15 protein-coding genes are annotated in these 17777 nt (G+C 37.0%); 14 read left to right on the top strand and 1 reads right to left on the bottom strand.

What is annotated here, in order from left to right; all coding sequences use genetic code 11:
- Window position 1 precedes the first annotated feature (1 nt).
- The 3 genes from BLR54_RS02910 to BLR54_RS02900 all read left to right on the top strand — a co-directional run bounded on the left by BLR54_RS02910 (window position 2) and on the right by BLR54_RS02900 (window position 4652).
- Window positions 2-1258, top strand: a complete 1257-nt coding sequence (locus tag BLR54_RS02910; RefSeq protein ID WP_176761835.1) for a carbohydrate-binding domain-containing protein — start codon at window positions 2-4, stop codon at window positions 1256-1258.
- A gap of 93 nt (window positions 1259-1351) precedes the next feature.
- Window positions 1352-2800: a glutamate--tRNA ligase gene (gene gltX, locus BLR54_RS02905; protein WP_090416732.1), complete on the top strand. Its 1449-nt coding sequence runs from the start codon at window positions 1352-1354 to the stop codon at window positions 2798-2800.
- A gap of 46 nt (window positions 2801-2846) precedes the next feature.
- Window positions 2847-4652, top strand: a complete 1806-nt coding sequence (locus BLR54_RS02900; RefSeq protein WP_090416730.1) for an ATP-dependent helicase — start codon at window positions 2847-2849, stop codon at window positions 4650-4652.
- A 7-nt stretch (window positions 4653-4659) separates the two neighbouring features.
- Here the strand turns inward: BLR54_RS02900 and BLR54_RS02895 are convergent, their stop codons facing one another.
- Window positions 4660-4968 (bottom strand): DUF1292 domain-containing protein, encoded by a 309-nt coding sequence (locus tag BLR54_RS02895; RefSeq protein ID WP_090416728.1) that lies wholly within the window; start codon window positions 4966-4968, stop codon window positions 4660-4662.
- A gap of 129 nt (window positions 4969-5097) precedes the next feature.
- Here BLR54_RS02895 and BLR54_RS02890 point away from each other — a divergent pair, with 129 nt between their 5' ends.
- The 11 genes from BLR54_RS02890 (at window position 5098) to fliF (ending at window position 17774) form a co-directional block, all read left to right on the top strand.
- The gene (locus BLR54_RS02890; RefSeq protein ID WP_090416726.1) at window positions 5098-6957 is read left to right on the top strand and encodes an alpha-amylase family glycosyl hydrolase; all 1860 of its coding nucleotides are present in this window, start codon (window positions 5098-5100) and stop codon (window positions 6955-6957) included.
- A 15-nt stretch (window positions 6958-6972) separates the two neighbouring features.
- The gene (locus tag BLR54_RS02885) at window positions 6973-7506 is read left to right on the top strand and encodes a DUF5662 family protein (RefSeq protein WP_090416724.1); all 534 of its coding nucleotides are present in this window, start codon (window positions 6973-6975) and stop codon (window positions 7504-7506) included.
- Window positions 7507-7521: 15 nt separating this feature from the next.
- Window positions 7522-8529 carry a tryptophan--tRNA ligase gene (gene trpS, locus BLR54_RS02880; protein ID WP_090416722.1) on the top strand — a complete coding sequence of 336 codons (1008 nt, stop codon included), beginning with the start codon at window positions 7522-7524 and terminating at the stop codon, window positions 8527-8529.
- Window positions 8530-8610: 81 nt separating this feature from the next.
- Window positions 8611-10140: a YifB family Mg chelatase-like AAA ATPase gene (locus BLR54_RS02875; RefSeq protein WP_090416720.1), complete on the top strand. Its 1530-nt coding sequence runs from the start codon at window positions 8611-8613 to the stop codon at window positions 10138-10140.
- Window positions 10140-11237: a DNA-processing protein DprA gene (gene dprA, locus BLR54_RS02870; RefSeq protein WP_090416718.1), complete on the top strand. Its 1098-nt coding sequence runs from the start codon at window positions 10140-10142 to the stop codon at window positions 11235-11237. Before BLR54_RS02875 ends, dprA begins: the two co-directional genes overlap by 1 nt.
- A 130-nt stretch (window positions 11238-11367) precedes the next feature.
- Complete coding sequence (topA, locus tag BLR54_RS02865) at window positions 11368-13437, top strand: type I DNA topoisomerase (RefSeq protein WP_090416716.1); 2070 nt, start codon at window positions 11368-11370, stop codon at window positions 13435-13437.
- Between the two features lie 185 nt (window positions 13438-13622).
- Window positions 13623-14399 (top strand): GTP-sensing pleiotropic transcriptional regulator CodY, encoded by a 777-nt coding sequence (codY, locus tag BLR54_RS02860; RefSeq protein ID WP_090162189.1) that lies wholly within the window; start codon window positions 13623-13625, stop codon window positions 14397-14399.
- A 260-nt stretch (window positions 14400-14659) separates the two neighbouring features.
- Window positions 14660-15058, top strand: coding sequence for a flagellar basal body rod protein FlgB (flgB, locus tag BLR54_RS02855; protein WP_090416714.1), 399 nt, complete (start codon window positions 14660-14662; stop codon window positions 15056-15058).
- A 32-nt stretch (window positions 15059-15090) separates the two neighbouring features.
- Window positions 15091-15546: a flagellar basal body rod protein FlgC gene (gene flgC / locus BLR54_RS02850; protein WP_090416711.1), complete on the top strand. Its 456-nt coding sequence runs from the start codon at window positions 15091-15093 to the stop codon at window positions 15544-15546.
- Window positions 15547-15593: 47 nt separating this feature from the next.
- Window positions 15594-15896, top strand: a complete 303-nt coding sequence (gene fliE / locus BLR54_RS02845) for a flagellar hook-basal body complex protein FliE (RefSeq protein WP_090416708.1) — start codon at window positions 15594-15596, stop codon at window positions 15894-15896.
- Between the two features lie 264 nt (window positions 15897-16160).
- A complete protein-coding gene (fliF, locus tag BLR54_RS02840) occupies window positions 16161-17774 on the top strand; it encodes a flagellar basal-body MS-ring/collar protein FliF (protein ID WP_090416706.1) in 1614 nt (537 codons plus the stop codon).
- The last annotated feature ends 3 nt before the right edge of the window (window positions 17775-17777 follow it).

The raw sequence follows: 17777 nt of genomic DNA, 5'->3' as shown, positions 1-17777 counted from the left end.
TATGAAAAAAAGATTATTGATGAGTCTTTTAGGGGTACTGATAGTTGGTACACTGGCTGGGTGTAGTATTAATTCATCAGCAGCTTCTAAAAATAACACAGTAAAAACAACAGAAGTTACAAAAAGCACAGAAGATGTTTCCGCAGAAACAACCTATAGTGATGCAGAGACTGCATCTGCTGCATATAAAGAGCTAACAATAAAAACAGATTGGGAAGAGAAAGCAACTATCACATTTTCAGAGGATGGAATGACTATTGAAGGTAGTGGATGTGTTGATGAAAATGGTGTGCTTTACATAACTGAGGGCGGTTCGTATACGCTTACAGGAAGCTCGTCTTCTGCATCTATATTGGTTAACACTGATGAAAACGTAAAATTAATTCTAAATGGTGTAGAGCTAAAGAGTGAAGTGGGGCCTGTTATTTATGGCCAGCAGGTTAAGAATCTATATATTGAGCTTGCTGACGGGACAACAAACACTTTAGAAGACAGTTCAGAATATGAAACTGATTCAGAAGGTGAGGATATAGGAAAGGCAACCATTTCATGCAACGATGATTTGATTATTTTAGGAGAAGGAACTCTTAATATTACTGGCAACTACAAACATGTTATTGCTGGAGACGACAAGCTTTACATAGAGTCAGGTACAATTAATGTTGTATCTAATGTTAAAGATGGAATAAGGGCAAATGACTTGTTAAGTATAGATGGAGGTACAATTACCGTTACTAGCGAAAATGAAGGAATTGAGTCTAAAAGTTTATTATTTATTAATGGAGGGGAAATAACAGTAAATGCAGTAGATGATGGGATTAATTGCAGCTCTTATATTGAAATTAATGATGGAAAAATTACGGTAACAAGCTCAGAAAATGATGCTATTGATAGTAATGGAGGTTTTGATGGTTGCATCACTATTAATGGAGGCGAAATAAATGCCACTGGCGCACAGATTCCGGAAGGTGCTCTTGATACAGATGAGGCATCTGTGATAATTAATGGTGGCAAAGTTACAGCAACAGGAGGATGCAATAGTCCTGTAATTGAAAATGGTGGCGAAAATAATATTACAGGGGAAACCTTTTCAGGGGGAGGTCTAGGTGGTGCTGGAGGACCAGGAGGAAAAGGCGATTTTGATCCAGACAATCTTCCAGAGGATTTTGATCCGGATAATATGCCTGAACCACCAGAAGGATTTGATGGGCAAGTACCTCCAAGTGGTGAAAGACCTGATAAATCAGATAAGAATTGAAAGTACTTGAAAAATTAGAATTTTGGTATAAAATGATTAAGGACTGCGTCGGTGCAGTCCTTAGTTCATTTTTCATATTGAGAGGAAATAAAAATGAGTAAAGTAAGAACACGTTTCGCACCTTCACCAACAGGTCGTATGCACGTTGGTAATCTTCGTACAGCTCTTTATGCATATTTAGTAGCAAAGCACGAGGGAGGAGATTTCCTTCTTAGAATTGAAGATACAGACCAGGAACGTCTAGTTGAGGGTGCTGTTGATATTATTTATAGAACACTTGCAGCAACAGGTCTTATTCATGATGAAGGCCCAGATAAGGACAAGGGTGTTGGCCCTTATGTTCAGTCAGAACGACAGGCTGCAGGTATTTATCTTGAGTATGCTAAGAAGCTCGTTGAAAAAGGTGAAGCATATTATTGCTTCTGTGATGATGAGCGTCTTGCAGAGTGTAAGCAGGTTATTGGAGATAAGGAAATCCACATCTATGACAAGCACTGTCTCAATCTTTCAAAGGAAGAGGTAGAGGCAAATCTTGCAGCTGGAAAGCCTTATGTTATCCGTCAGAACAATCCTCGTACAGGCACCACTACATTTGTAGATGAGCTTTACGGAGAGATTACTGTAGATAATGCAGAGCTTGATGATATGATTCTTATCAAGTCTGATGGATATCCTACATATAATTTTGCAAACGTAGTAGATGATCACCTTATGGGAATCACACACGTTGTTCGTGGAAATGAGTACATTTCTTCATCACCAAAGTACAATCGTCTCTATGAGGCATTTGGTTGGGAGGTACCAAAGTACATTCATTGCCCACTTATTACAAATGAGGAACACCAGAAGCTTTCAAAGCGCTCAGGACATTCTTCTTACGAAGATTTAATTGAACAGGGCTTCCTTACAGAGGCTGTTGTAAACTTTGTAGCACTTCTTGGATGGTCTCCAGAAAACGATAACGAGATTTTCTCTTTAGAGGAGCTTGTTAAGGAGTTTGATTATCATCGTATTTCAAAGTCACCTGCAGTATTTGACATTACAAAGCTTAAGTGGATGAATGGTGAATACATGAAGGCTATGGACTTTGATAAGTTCTATGAGATGGCAGAGCCATATCTTAAGGAATACATCAAGAGCGATGTAGATCTTAAGAAGATTGCAAAAATGGTTCAGACTCGTATAGAGGTATTCCCTGACATCAAGGATCACGTTGATTTCTTTGATGCAGTTCCTGAGTATGACAGTGCTATGTATACTCACAAGAAGATGAAGACAAACGAGGAGTCATCACTTTCTGTACTCAAAGAGCTTTTACCAGTTCTTGAGGCTCAGGATGATTACTCAAATGATGCTCTTTATGCACTTCTTTCAGGATTTGCTACTGAGCATGAATATAAAAATGGATACGTTCTCTGGCCAGTTCGTACAGCTGTTTCAGGAAAGCAGATGACACCTGGCGGCGCAACAGAATTGATGGAAATCCTTGGCAAGGAAGAGTCTATCAAACGTATCAAGGCAGCTATCGAAAAGTTGTCATAATTTAATTAGAAAAATAATTGGTTGACTATGATTAAGCTTATGCGTTATGGAGCTTAATTCATCACAAAGACAGGCGGTCCTTCATAAAGAAGGGCCTTGTCTTGTTATTGCAGGCCCTGGTAGTGGGAAGACTGCAGTTTTAACGAGACGTGTAAATCAGCTTGTGGATTCTGGTGTGTCAGCCAATGATATATTAGTAATTACCTTTACTAAAGCAGCGGCAATTGAAATGAAGGAACGTTTCAATAGGTTATCAGAGTCTATTAGGCCAGTAACCTTTGGAACGTTCCATTCTTTATTTTGGGGAATTCTTCAAAAGGAGCTAGGGTATAAAGCAAGTGACATTATAATGGGAAACCAGAGAACCAGAATCCTAAGAGAAGCTTTAAGTCTTGCGAAGATTAACACAGAGGATTCGGTCCTAGTTAATGCCTATTTTAGTGAGCTTTCCAATGTTAATAATTCAATGATTGATTTGGATTCATATTCTCCTAAGTATGTGGATTTGGATGGGCTGAAACGATTCATAAGAGCCTATGAATTTTTGAAGGATAAGTATAAGGTGCTAGACTTTGATGATATGTTAATAAAGACATATAACCTATTTTTGACTAATCCACAGATATTAAGTAAATGGCAACATCGCTTTTCTTATTTTTTAGTTGACGAAATGCAGGATATGAATGATTTACAATTTAAGCTTATTAGAATGCTTAGTAGCCTTACAGATAATCTTTTCTGTGTAGGGGATGATGATCAGTCTATTTATGGCTTTAGAGGCGCGAACCCTAAAATTATGCAGGATTTTATGATTGTTTTCCCTGAGGCAACTAAAATTATTCTTGACCATAATTACAGGAATCCAAAGAATGTTGTTGAAGCCGCCAGCAAAGTAATAGCTCGAAATAGCAATAGGTTTGTAAAAGATATTAAAAGTACGGGTGACTTAGGACAAATAGCTATTGTCGAAAAAGAAACGCCAGCAGAAGAGGCGGAATACATAATAAATGAGATCAAAAGAATGGTTATTGAAGGCATACCGTATCAAGAAATCGCGGTGCTTTATAGAAATCATTCAGATGCTAGATATTTAGTGGATGCCTTAGTAGAGCAAAAGCTACCTTTTTATTTGAAAGAGCAAATACCTAATGTATACTCACATTTTATTATTGCAGATATTGAAAGCTACTTTCAGATTGCTGTGGGTAATTGTACAAAAGCTAGAATGCTTTCAATTTTAAACAGACCCAATAGATTTCTACATAGACAATGTGTTGCATACAGCGCAGATAGAAGGAGCATGCTGGATTTTTATCAAATAAATCCATCTTCCTATAGGCGAGTTGAGGCACTTTGGTCTGATATTGATTTGTTAGGTAAAATGTCCCCGGTTGCTGCAATAAATTACATTAGAAAAGTGATTGGATATGATAAGTTTTTATACGAGGAAGCTTTGAAAAAGGAGGGAGAGTACGAAGAGTATTTAGAAGTATTAGACTTTATAGCTGATATATTTAAGGATTTAAGAACATTATCTCAGGCTATTGACAGATTAAATATGCTCAAGCTGAAAATAGATTATGAAAACAAGAATCGCAATGTGAATAAGAATGGAAAAATTGGCCTATATACCTTACATTCTAGTAAAGGCTTAGAGTTTGATACTGTGTTTATTCTTTCTTGTAATGATGGGGTTATTCCCACTAATAGGGTGGAATCCAAAGAGGATATTGAGGCGGAAAGACGTCTTTTTTATGTAGGAATTACCAGATGTAAGAAGCATTTATATCTTACCTACAACAACAAAAAAAATCGGGACAAGTCCCGATTTTTAGATGAAATGTGTTTGTAGTCTATAATTACTCACCGAAATCTTCATCGCAGATTTCATCGAAGCGCTTTGAAACAGCAGCGTATTCATCATCATTGTCAATATTATCAAGTGATGGTGCGCCTGTTTCATCCTCGAAATAGCGGTAGATATATACTTCGCCATCCTCATTTGGCTCGCCATTTTCGTCTAATGGTAAAAGAACAATGTAATCCTGATCATTTACATCAAAAATAGTAAGGATTTCACAGGTTACCTCTGAGCCATCGTCTAAATTTAGTGTAACAACTACATCATCATCCTCGTTGTCTACTGGAAAGAACTGATTTTCGTCCATTTGATACTCCTTATAAAGATTTATTTGTTTAAGACATAGCCTTATGATATAATTCATCAGTGGTTATGTCTAGTCATTTATTGTATTTTAGACAAATTTATACACTACAATCAAAAGATGGGGCTTTTTATGAACATTTCAAGAGGAGATTTTAGAGAATATGGTCCACGTATCTGTGGAAGGGAATCCGTTATCTTTACATTTTCAGTAGAACCAACTTCACAGAAAATCTCTATCATTTTATTTGATAAATCCACATATAAGCAGATTTCAACAATTGAATTGACTGAGGAATATGCAGTTGGAAGAGTGTATTCAGTAGAAGTATCAGGCATTAATCCTGATAAGGTTTGTTATCTTCTAAAGGAGGATGCAAAGAGCTATATAGATCCTTATGCTACAACAGTCGTTGGAAGAGACAATTGGGCAGATGTTGAAGCTAGAAGAAAGCATCAGTTTGCTGTTTATTCTGGTATTTCTCATATTGAGAAGGACTGGAAGGATACTAAGGTAAGTATTGCCCCTAGCGATATGGTTATGTACAAGCTTCATATGCGAGGCTTTACAGCTGGATTCAATATGTCAGAAGCAAAGATTGGTACCTATAAGGGCCTGGTGTCTAAGCTTTCTTACTTAAAAAAGCTTGGTATTACATCCCTTGAAATTATGCCAATTTATGATTTTGAAGAGCTTTTTCTTGAAAGTAAGGCTAGTATTTCCCCTAAGGGTAAAATTATCCACGAATTAGAATATACAGATAAAATAAACTATTGGGGCTTTGGTTTAGCTAATTATTTCGCCCCAAAGGCTTCGTATTTTGGTGGTTCTGCAAGTGCAGTTGAAGGAATGCGTTCTTTTGTAGGTACATTGCATTCAAAGGGCTTTGAGGTCATTATGGAAATGGCCTTCTCCACTGAAACTACAGCGGACATGCAGCTTGCTTGTCTTAAGTATTATGTTAAGTATTTCCATATAGATGGATTTCATATCGTAGGCTGCAATGCTCCAATTGAGCGTATAGCAGCTGATCCATATCTGGCAAACACAAAGATTTTCTACGAGTTTATTCCTGAGGAGCTTCTTTGTGCTGAGGCAGGAAGAAAGCATCTGTTTATTTACAATGATTCCTTTATGAATGTGACTCGTCAGATTCAAAATCATATGAATGGAAGCATGCTTCAGTTTGCCAATCATATGCGAAGACAAAACAGTTCTTACGGTTTTGTTAATTACATGGCTAATGTTAATGGTTTTTCCCTTTGGGATTCTTATTCTTATGGAGAAAAGCACAATTATGATAACGGAGAAGAAAACAGAGATGGAACAAATAATAACTTCTCCTTTAACTATGGTATTGAAGGTAAAACTACAAACAAAACTATTAATGCTAATAGATTTAGGGAAATGAGAAACGCTTTTACAGCACTTATGATGTCTCAAAGTGTTCCTCTTTTTGTGGCAGCTGATGAAATGGCTGCCAGTCATATGGGCAATAACAACCCATATTGTCAGGATAATAAAATCGGCTACACAAGTTTTGCTAAAAATAAAAGCAAGGCTACTTTACAAAGATTTGTTACAGAATTAATTGAATTTAGAAAAAACCATAAATGTCTTAGAGTTGAGACACCATTTTACATGAATGATTATAAGCATTTAGGGCTTCCTGATATGTCCTTCCATGGCTCGGAGCCTTGGATGATGAGCATTGGAGAGGAACAGAAATCCTTGGGCGTTCTTTATAATGGTGCATATGTAAAGGAAAATGAGGAAGTTTTTGTATGCTATAACTTCCATTATGATAGTGTGAATATGGCATTGCCTTTACTTTCCCCTGGAAAACGATGGCGTCTGTGCTTTAACACAGCTGAATTCACTGAGGAAAGCGATTTTGTGCCAAAGCCAATTCATGATCAGCAGTCTATAAAAGTACCAGGCAGCTCGATAAGCGTCTTGGTGGGCATCAAGGTTGAACGAAATAAAGCTTAGGAGAGTTATGCATTAATGAAAGCTTGGCAACATTTAAAAACTATTAATCATCATAGACATCTTGTAATGAAAGGATGTTTTGCCGTTGGTTTATACTGGCAGGGACTTACTCATGATTTATCAAAATATTCATGGGTTGAGTTTTCTGTTGGTGCAAAATATTTTCAGGGTGACAAAATTCCTAATAATGCAGAAAGAGAAGCTACAGGGGTTTCCAAAGCGTGGTTACACCACAAGGGAAGAAATAAGCATCACCTTGAGTATTGGATTGATTATGGCTTAGACGAGAATCATACTATGACTGGTATGGAGATGCCTGTTAGATATGTTGTAGAGATGTATTGTGATCGTGTGGCAGCGTGTAAGACCTATCAAAAGGATCAATATACTGATAGAAGTGCCCTTGAATATTATGAAAAGGGCAAGAGCCACTATATGCTACATGAAAAAACAGCAGCTCTTTTAGAATCAATGCTTAAGCATCTTGCAGAGCACGGTGAAGAGGCTACAAACGACTTTATTAGACGAGAAATACTGAAAAACAAATAAAATGGAGACATAATTATGGAAAAGGAAAGAAAAGTTTTATATTCAGGTATGCAGGCTACAGGCAAGCTTACCATTGGTAATTATATAGGAGCTCTTAAAAACTGGGTAAATTTACATGAGGATTATGATTGTTTCTTTGGTGTAATGGATTTACATTCTCTTACTGTTCGACAGAATCCTACAGAGTTTAAGCAGAATGCTAGAAGAATCTATACACAGTACGTTGCAGCTGGTCTTGATCCAAAGAAGAATTGTATTTATTTTCAATCACATGTACCAGCACATGCAGAGCTTGGTTGGGTGTTAGATTGCTTCACATATATGGGCGAGCTTAATCGTATGACACAGTTTAAGGACAAGTCAGCAAAGCACGCTGATAATATTAATGCAGGTCTTTTCACTTACCCTGCACTTATGGCTGCTGATATTCTTTTATATCAGACAGATTTGGTACCTATCGGTGCAGATCAGAAACAGCATCTTGAAATTTGTCGTGACGTTGCTGAGCGTTTCAATAATATTTACGGTGATGTTTTCACAATTCCAGAGGGCTTTATTGCAAAAAGTGGTGCAAGAATTATGTCTCTTGCAGAGCCTACAAAGAAAATGTCTAAATCAGACGAAAATGCAAATGCAACAATTTATCTTGTTGATGATAGAGATACAATCATTCGTAAGTTTAAGAAAGCTGTTACAGATTCTGATGCAGAGGTTCGCTACGATGTAGAAAACAAGCCTGGCGTATCTAATCTTATGGATATCTATGGTGTTGTTACAGGCAAAACAATGGATGAAGTTGAAAAAGAGTTTGAAGGTAAGGGTTATGGTGACTTTAAGCTTGCTGTTGGCGAGTCAGTAGCAGATATGCTTGATCCATTCCATAAGCGTTGTGCAGAACTTGAGCAGGATAAAACCTATATCAATGAATGCATCAAAGAAAACGCTGAAAAGGCTTCTTATTTTGCCAACAAAACATTACGCAAGGTTCACAAGAAGTTAGGACTCACAGAAAGAATTCGTTAAAAATAATATTGTTTTTCAGACAGGTGTATGTTAATATAACACCTGTCTTTTTTATTCAAAAATAAATCCCCAGGAGATTAATTGTATAGTATTGTAAATACCGCTACCATTTTTGGTATTGATTCAAAGCTTATATCTGTAGAAGCAGATATATCTGAGGGTATGCCCGTTTTTGAGATGGTGGGCTACCTGTCTTCAGAGGTGAAGGAGGCTAAAGAGCGGGTACGAGCAGCTCTTAAGAACGAAGGCTATGCTTTACCTATAAAACGAATAACAGTAAATTTATCCCCAGCTAGTATTAGAAAAACAGGTGCCGGATTTGATTTACCCATTGCAGTGGCGATTTTATCCGCTGTAGGCATTGTTGACGTAGATAACCTAAATAATATATGTCTTATTGGAGAAATTGGCTTAGATGGCAAAATACAGCCTGTTAACGGTGTGTTATCTATGGTGATGGAGGCAAAAAAGAACAATATAGGTATTGTTATTGTTCCTGATGAGAATTTAATGGAGGCCAGATTGGTTCCAGGAGTAATCTCTATAGGTGCAAAAAGATTAAAAGATGTTATAGATATAATTAACGAAGGCAGATTTGAAAGTACACCTATAGAAATGGCAGAGATTAAGGGAAATGGCCAAAATAACTATGATTTTTCCATGATAAATGGCCAAAAAGCTTTAAGAAGAGCCTGTGAAGTGTCTATTTCAGGTATGCACAATCTTCTTATGGTTGGGCCACCTGGTGCTGGAAAGTCGATGATAGCCAAGTGCATTCCTTCGATACTTCCACCTATGGATCCAGAAGAACAGATGGAGCTTTCTAAGATATATTCAGTTTCTGGTTTGTTTGATGAGAGACTGGGGCTTATTAAAAATAGACCCTTTAGGAATCCGCATCATACTATTTCTGCACAGGGACTGGTTGGAGGTGGGTTAGTACCTCATCCAGGAGAAATATCTCTTGCCCATGGAGGGGTTCTATTCTTAGATGAATTAACAGAGTTTAATAAAGCTACCTTAGAGATTTTGAGACAGCCTTTAGAGGATAAAAAGGTAAATATTTCCAGATCAGCAGGAAGCTTTACATTTCCAGCAGATTTTGTTTTAGTGGCAGCTATGAATCCTTGTTCTTGTGGCTATTATCCAGATTTAAATCGTTGTCATTGTACACGAGCTTCTATACAGAGATATATGTCAAAAATATCGCAACCTTTGTTAGATAGGATAGATATTTGCGTGGAAGCTCCAACTCTTCAGTTTAAACATATTGCAATAAAAGATAAAAATGAATCCTCCGAAGTTATTAGAAATCGAGTATGTTCAGCCCATGAGATTCAAAGACAGCGATATAAGGATTTTGGCTTTTTCTATAACAGTCAAATTCCAAGTAACCTTATAGATAGATTTTGCAAATTATCTCCAGAGGATGCTGAATATATGGAAGAAATGTATGACCGTTATTCTCTTACAGCTCGAACCTATCATAAGGTGTTGAAGGTTGCCAGAACTATTGCAGATATGGATGGTTCCCTGGATATTCAAAGAATTCACTTGCAGGAAGCTCTTTTATATAGAGGTTTGGATAAAAAATACTGGGAGGAGATGTAATGAACAATTTAATCTACCAGTATTGGTTTATGAAAAATGAGGATGTAAGCTATGGGAAAAAGAGTAAACTATTAGAATATTTTTTTGATTCCTATCATATTTATAATGCTAGTAGAAAGGAGTTACTGGCTTCGGGGTTATTAGACGAAAGGAAAATTGACACTTTCCTTGAGAATCGAAAAAAGTTCGATATAAATAAAGAATATGAAGAATTTCTTCAGTCACCTTTTTCTTTTATTACTATGGAAGATTCAAATTATCCCGAAAAGCTTAGAAATATTTATGATCCTCCTTATGGACTATTCTATATAGGAAAACTTCCGGATTTTTCAAAGTGTGTTTCTATCGTAGGTGCTAGAAGATGCAGCGCATATGGCAAGAAAATGGCTTATGAGCTTGGCAAGGAACTTGGTAAGCTTGGTATTGTTGTTATTAGTGGTATGGCTAGAGGAATTGATGCCTATGGCCACCAAGGAGCATTGGATGCTGGAGGGGAAACTATAGCGGTCCTTGGTTCTGGGTGCGATGTGATTTATCCATACGATAATAGAGGTCTATATGAAAACATTGCAAGAAACGGAGCTGTGATTTCTGAATATCAAATGGGGACTGGTCCTACCGCAATGAATTTCCCTCGTAGAAATCGTATTGTTTCTGCTTTATCTGATGTTGTGATAGTTGTTGAGGCAAGAGAAAAATCAGGTTCTCTAATAACTGCTGATTTTGCATTGGAGCATGGGAAAGAAATATACGTTGTGCCAGGAAGAGTAGGAGATGGTCTATCCTTAGGATGTAATAAACTTATTTCGCAAGGAGCTGGGGTTATCTGGTCTATGGAACAATTTTTGAAGGAATTGTCAGAATTGTATGGGACTGGAAATTCTACTGGTTTTACAGTTAAGGAAAAGCCCGAAATTCAGCTTACTACAGAACAAAAGAAAATATACAATTTATTTGATTTATATCCAAAAAGTTTAGCTCAAGTGGCGGAGGAAAATGACATTGATCAACTTAAGCTTTTAGGCCAAATACTAGAGCTGGAGCGTCTTGGATTACTATGTGAGATTTTTAAAAATAACTACATAAAGCAACAATAATTTGTTTGTGTAACCCACATATTTTAATAAAATGTTCAGTCAATAAATAAAATTTTCCTTGAAAATAAAAAATTATTGTTGTATAGTGAGTAACGTTTCAACGATTAAAAATATTGGAGATGAAAATTTCATGGCAAAAAATCTGGTTATTGTAGAGTCGCCAGCAAAGGTGCATACCATAAAGAAATTTTTAGGAAGTAATTATGAGGTTATGGCCTCTCAGGGACACGTGAGAGATATGCCTAAATCTCAGCTTGGTTTTGACCCTGAAAATGATTTTGAACCTAAATATATAACAATAAGAGGAAAGGGAGAATTGCTTGCCGCACTTCGTAAGGAAGTAAAAAAAGCAGATAAAATTTATCTGGCAACTGATCCCGACCGTGAGGGAGAAGCTATTTCTTGGCATCTTACTCACGCTCTCAATTTACAAGATAAAAAGGTATATAGAATTACCTTTAACGAAATTACAAAGACTGCTGTTAAGAATTCGCTAAAAAATCCGCGTGAGATTGACATGGATTTAGTTGACGCTCAGCAAGCACGTCGTATGCTTGATAGAATGGTAGGTTACGAAATTTCACCACTTCTTTGGGCTAAGGTTAAGCGTGGCCTTTCTGCTGGTCGTGTTCAGTCTGTTGCACTTCGTATTATTTGTGACAGAGAAAAGGAAATTGAACAGTTTATTCCGCAGGAATATTACACATTGGATGTTCTTTTAGATGCTGCAGGAGCTAAGAAGCCTATTATTGCAAAGTATTATGGTGATGCTTCTGGCAAGAAGGATATCTCAGATAAAGTTAGTCTTGATAGAATTATGGCTGAACTTAAGGGTGCTGATTTTTCAATTGATACTATCAAAAAGGGCACTCGTGAAAAGAAGGCTCCACTACCTTTTACTACATCTACTATGCAACAGGAAGCTTCAAAGGCTTTGAATTTCTCAATTCAAAAGACAATGAGCGTTGCACAGCAGCTTTATGAAGGCGTTAGTGTGAAGGGCCATGGAACAATCGGTCTTATTACTTACCTTCGTACTGATTCTACTCGTGTATCAGATGAAGCTAGAGCTAATGCAGAGAGCTTTATTACTGAAAATTATGGAGAGAAATATCTTTCTGCACCAGTAAATTCAGGAAAGAAGAATTCTGGTAAGGTTCAGGATGCACATGAAGCTATTCGTCCTGCAAATATAGAGCTTGTTCCATCAGAAATAAAAGAAAGTCTTACTCGTGATCAATTCAGATTGTATCAGCTTGTTTGGAAGCGTTTTGTAGCTAGCCAGATGGCAAATGCAATCTATGATACAATATCGCTTACTGTAAAAGCCAAAGATCAGCGCTTTACTGCATCAGAGTCAGCTGTTAACTTCGACGGCTTTATGATGATTTATACAGCCGCTGATGATGAGGAGGATTCAAAAACTCATCCACTTTCAAAGCTTACAGAGGATACAAAGCTCAAGTTTAATAGTTTTGAGGAAAAGCAGCATTTTACGCAGCCATCACCTCACTTTACTGAAGCTTCATTGGTTAAGACTCTTGAAGAGCTTGGTATTGGTCGTCCAAGTACTTATTCGCCAACAATCACAACTCTTCTTAAGAGACATTACATCACCAAAGAAGCTAAGAATATCTTTGTAACTGAGCTTGGTGAAGTTGTTAATTCAATTATGGTTGATTCATTCCCAATCATTGTTGATGATAAATTTACTGCTAATCTAGAGCTGCTACTTGATGGAGTTGAAGAGGGAACTGTTGAATGGAAGTCAGTTGTTAGAAACTTCTATCCAGACCTTGATAAAGCTGTTAAGGTGGCTCAGGAAGAGTTAGCAAAGATAGAAATACATGATGAGGTTACTGATGTTATCTGTGAAGAATGCGGACGTAACATGGTCATTAAGTTTGGTCCTCATGGAAAGTTCTTGGCATGTCCTGGCTTCCCAGAGTGCCGTAACACAAAGCCTTTCTTAGAAAAGATTGGTGTGCCTTGTCCAAAATGTGGCGGAGACGTGGTTATTAGAAAGTCTCAGAAGGGTAGAAAATTCTTTGGCTGTGCTAATCACCCTGATTGTGATTTTATCAGCTGGTCAAAGCCAACCACTGAAAAATGTCCAAAGTGTGGAAGCTACATGGTGGAAAAGGGAAATAAGCTTGTATGCGCTAATGATGAGTGCAGATTTGTTCAGAGTCAAAATTAGCAACAACTGTTTGAAATGGTTATAATATTCTGAATTTTATTGCTATTTGTTTGAATCGGTGCTATAATTTGAACTATTCAAAAACACTTGAGGTTTTTGAAGACAAAAGGGTTGTTAAACCTAGGGGAAGCTGATGCTATGAAATATGTTATTTTTTGTTTAGATTTAGGAGGAATATAGTTTAAATGAGTGTACAGTTATTAGATAAGACAAGAAAGATAGGAAAGCTTCTTCACAATAATAACTCTTCAAAGGTAGTATTTAATGATATTTGTTCTGTTTTAACAGAAATTCTTGATTCATCAGTACTTGTTATTTCTAAGAAGGGTAAGGTTCTTGGACTTTCACATCTTCCAAATACAACAGAAATTGGTGAGCTTATTGTTGATGAGGTTGGTGGCTTTATCGATCCACTTCTTAACGAGAGATTACTTTCAATTCTTTCTACAAAGGAAAATGTAAATCTTAAGACTCTCGGTTTTGAAAAGTCTGATATCGATATGTATTCAGCTATTATTGCTCCAATCGATATTGCTGGTGAGCGTCTTGGAACACTTTTCGTATATAGATTCGATAAGCAGTACGATATTGATGATATTATTCTTACTGAGTATGGTACAACAGTAGTTGGTCTTGAAATGATGCGTTCAGTAAATGAGGAGTCTGCTGAAGAAAATCGTAAGCTTCAGGTAGTAAAAAGTGCTATTTCTACACTTTCTTACTCAGAGCTTGAAGCAATCATTCACATCTTTGATGAATTAGATGGTAACGAAGGGGTGTTGGTTGCATCAAAAATTGCCGATAGAGTAGGTATAACAAGATCAGTTATCGTAAATGCTCTTCGTAAGTTTGAATCAGCAGGTGTTATTGAGTCTCGTTCTTCAGGTATGAAGGGTACTTACATTAAGGTATTAAATGATGTGGTATTCGATGAGCTTGAAGAGATTAAGAAGAACAAATAATTTGATATTAATGGATTTATGCAGTAAAAGGACTTAGGGTATCTTAAGTCCTTTTTTGTATTTTTAGGTTATTTTTCATAACTTTTACACATTATTGGATTATTATAGATAATATTCTAATAACCCTTGTTAATACTAACAATATGATACTACTTATTGTATCTATTGTTTACAATTTACACTATATAGTGTAAAAAGTACTTTGTTTTTTAGACAACTTTTAATATAATTTATTTAAGTAATCTAGGAGGATTGTAGGTATGCTTAGTTCAGATGCTTTCTCTTATGTTAATTTGTTGGATTGCACTGCTGATGCCAGCTGGCAAAGGCAGACCCTTATTATGAACAATATTGCTAATGGCGATACTCCTGGATATAAGCGACAAGAACTGGAATTTCAGAGTGTCCTTAGACGAGAGCTCCTTAGCACTCATGAGAAGACCTTAGATAAGGCTGTAGATGTTTTAGATGATGATGGTAATCATGTAGATGGTATAGAATTTACAGATTACGAGCATTATTCATACAGACTTGATGGTAACAATTCAGACCCTGACACAGAACAGGTAGAGTTGGCTTCTGAAACCCTTAGGTATCAGGAAGTTATGACCAGCCTACAAAATGAGTTTAGTAGGTTCGCTATGGTATGTTCTAAGTAATTGGTGTATTAGGGTAGAATAGGAGGTTTGCTATGGGACTATTTCAACCTTTTGATATTGCAGCTACAGGAATGACAGCTCAACGCTTTAGAATGGACATTATTGCTGAAAATATTGCTAATGTCAGCACTACACGTACTGAAAACGGTGGACCTTACAGAAGAAAGATTGTAACCTTCCAGGAAAAGAAGCTTAATGCAGGTATTCCAAATTTTAAGAATATTTTAAAGGATGCAAGCAAAGCTTACTACGGAAATGGTGTGAAGGTTTCTAAGGTCTCTGAGGATACCGAAACAGATTTCATTATGGAATATGATCCATCTCATCCAGATGCAGATGAGAATGGTTACGTTAGATACCCTAATGTCAATACAGTTACAGAAATGACTAATTTGATAAGTGCCAGTCGTTCTTACGAGGCTAATGTAACTGCTTTTGATGCTATAAAATCCATGGCCCAATCTGGAATTCAGTTGGGACAGAGTTAATACAGTTATTAGTTTTGAGTTTTGAAGGTATTTATGGGGGAAACTAAATGAGTATTTCTGCTATTCATGGATTGTATGGTACAACACCTATCACTAATGAGGATACAAAGGTTGATCCTAAAAAAGGTTTTCAGAGCATGCTTGATTCTGTTATGAACCTTATGGATGATACCAATGCTCAGATTAAAAAGGCGAATCAGGAACAGGTTGCCTTTGCATTGGGTGAGACAGATAACACTCATGATTTGATGATTGCTGAAAAGAAGGCAAATATTGCACTGCAGTATACAGTTGCAGTAAGAGATAGAATTCTCGATGCATATCAGCAGATCATGCAGATGCAGGTCTAATGTTACTATTCAAAGTTTGAAATATTTAAGGAGCAATTCTTGTTAAGCTTGCTTATAAAAGAATGCTAATTAAATATTTCATAACTGGAATCAGTGACTTCTCAAGCATGAATAATGTTAGGTGCAAAGCACCGGGAAAGAAAGCTGAAAGCTTTCCATTATGAATGCTTGTGAAGTCAGTTTGAATAGTAACAAGGATAATGTTCCTTAGCCAAGTAGGTGCTTTAGCACCGAGAAAAAGTCTACAATAAAGGGGGAATCTAAATGCCAGAACAAATTCAGGCTTTACTGAATAGGTTTCTAGAATGGTGGAGAAAGTTTACAAGACGGCAGCAGGTATTGATTGTGTCAATTACTGCTGTTGTTATTGTGTCTTTTATCATTTTGGCAGTGGTTATAACACGCCCTACTATGGTTCAACTTATTGCTTGTGAGGATGGAAAACAAGCATCTACTGTTAAGACTCTCTTAGAGGATAATAATATTAAGTATGAGCTTAGTGAGGATGGTTTTACCTTCTACATTAACGAGAAGGATTTGTCTGCTGCAAATATTCTTCTTGGCTCTAATGAAATCCCTACATCAGACTACACAATTGACAATGTTATAGATGGCAGCTTCTCAACTACAGAGGCAGATAAACAAAAGAGATACAAGGTTCTTTTGGAACAAAAATTTGGAAAAACAATATCTAGTCTTAACATGGTTGAAAAGGCAGATGTTACCTTAAATATTCCTGAGGATGACGGAACTATTATTGCTAAAAATGAAGATGGCTACGCAACTGTCATGCTTACACTTTCTGAGCCTATACCAGATGCTACAGTTGCAGGCATTGCCAAGTTACTATCTACGAACCTTGGTAATTTGACAGATGACAATATTACTATCATGGATACAGATGGAAACCTCTTATATCCTAACGCTAATACTGGTACAGCAGCTGGAGCTGCGTCGGCAAATCAGGATGTAAGGGATAAAGCTAGAAACGAGATTTCATCAAGAGTTCAAACAGTACTTGAGGGCACGAATCTTTATGATACTGTTTCTGTTGGTGTAAATCTTTCAATGAATTTTGATGAGCATGCTTACACTGACTATAAGTACTACGTAGATGAAGGACGTACAGAAGGTTATCTTGATAGTGAATCGGGTTCTAGCTCTACATCTACAAGTGGTGCCGGTGGTGTTCCGGGTACAGATTCAAACGATGATGATACCACTTATGTAATAGAAGATGAGAATAAGACTTCAACCTCTACAGAGGAGTTTGAAAAGGATTATTTACCAAGTGAGACAATAACCACTCACAAGGATGAAATGGGTAAACAGGTATTAGAGGATTCGTCAATATCTGTAACCTGCAAGAAGTTCGCGATTTATAATCAAGACAAGATGGAAAAGGATGGTACTCTTGAGGAGGCTGGACAGACCTTTGATGAATTCGTTAAGGCCAACTCAAATCCTGTTCAGCAGGAAGTATCCGACGACATCGTTGAAGTGGTTGCAAGGACTACAGGCTTCCCAACTGCCAACGTAAAGGTAGTAGCATACGAAATTCCTATGTTCCAGTATTCTGAAGGCTCTGGAATCGAGCTTACAGATATTCTTCAGATTATACTTGCTTTACTTATCTTTGCAATGCTTGGCTTCGTTGTATTTAGAAGTCTTAAGGTTGAGGAAGAGGAGCCTGTTGAAGAAGAACTTACTATTGATGATCTTATTGCTTCTACTGCTCAGGAAGAGGAGGAGGAGCTTGAAGATATTGGTTATACAGAGAAATCTGAAGCCCGCTTACTTATTGAAAAGTTTGTGGATGAGAAACCAGAAGCTGTTGCTCAGCTTTTGAGAAATTGGCTAAACGAGGATTGGGGATAAGGT

It is taken from the genome of Pseudobutyrivibrio sp. YE44, from assembly GCF_900104335.1.
Classification (GTDB): Bacteria; Bacillota; Clostridia; order Lachnospirales; family Lachnospiraceae; genus Pseudobutyrivibrio.
This window is presented reverse-complemented; position numbering and strand designations above follow the sequence as displayed.

What these genes read in the sequence shown, in the direction of transcription:
- BLR54_RS02910 (WP_176761835.1), top strand. Translation starts at nt 2, where the DNA reads ATGAAAAAAAGATTATTGATGAGTCTTTTAGGGGTACTGATAGTTGGT.
- gltX (WP_090416732.1), top strand. Translation starts at nt 1,352, where the DNA reads ATGAGTAAAGTAAGAACACGTTTCGCACCTTCACCAACAGGTCGTATG.
- BLR54_RS02900 (WP_090416730.1), top strand. Translation starts at nt 2,847, where the DNA reads ATGGAGCTTAATTCATCACAAAGACAGGCGGTCCTTCATAAAGAAGGG.
- BLR54_RS02895 (WP_090416728.1), bottom strand. Translation starts at nt 4,968, where the DNA reads ATGGACGAAAATCAGTTCTTTCCAGTAGACAACGAGGATGATGATGTA.
- BLR54_RS02890 (WP_090416726.1), top strand. Translation starts at nt 5,098, where the DNA reads ATGAACATTTCAAGAGGAGATTTTAGAGAATATGGTCCACGTATCTGT.
- BLR54_RS02885 (WP_090416724.1), top strand. Translation starts at nt 6,973, where the DNA reads ATGAAAGCTTGGCAACATTTAAAAACTATTAATCATCATAGACATCTT.
- trpS (WP_090416722.1), top strand. Translation starts at nt 7,522, where the DNA reads ATGGAAAAGGAAAGAAAAGTTTTATATTCAGGTATGCAGGCTACAGGC.
- dprA (WP_090416718.1), top strand. Translation starts at nt 10,140, where the DNA reads ATGAACAATTTAATCTACCAGTATTGGTTTATGAAAAATGAGGATGTA.
- topA (WP_090416716.1), top strand. Translation starts at nt 11,368, where the DNA reads ATGGCAAAAAATCTGGTTATTGTAGAGTCGCCAGCAAAGGTGCATACC.
- codY (WP_090162189.1), top strand. Translation starts at nt 13,623, where the DNA reads ATGAGTGTACAGTTATTAGATAAGACAAGAAAGATAGGAAAGCTTCTT.
- flgB (WP_090416714.1), top strand. Translation starts at nt 14,660, where the DNA reads ATGCTTAGTTCAGATGCTTTCTCTTATGTTAATTTGTTGGATTGCACT.
- flgC (WP_090416711.1), top strand. Translation starts at nt 15,091, where the DNA reads ATGGGACTATTTCAACCTTTTGATATTGCAGCTACAGGAATGACAGCT.
- fliE (WP_090416708.1), top strand. Translation starts at nt 15,594, where the DNA reads ATGAGTATTTCTGCTATTCATGGATTGTATGGTACAACACCTATCACT.
- fliF (WP_090416706.1), top strand. Translation starts at nt 16,161, where the DNA reads ATGCCAGAACAAATTCAGGCTTTACTGAATAGGTTTCTAGAATGGTGG.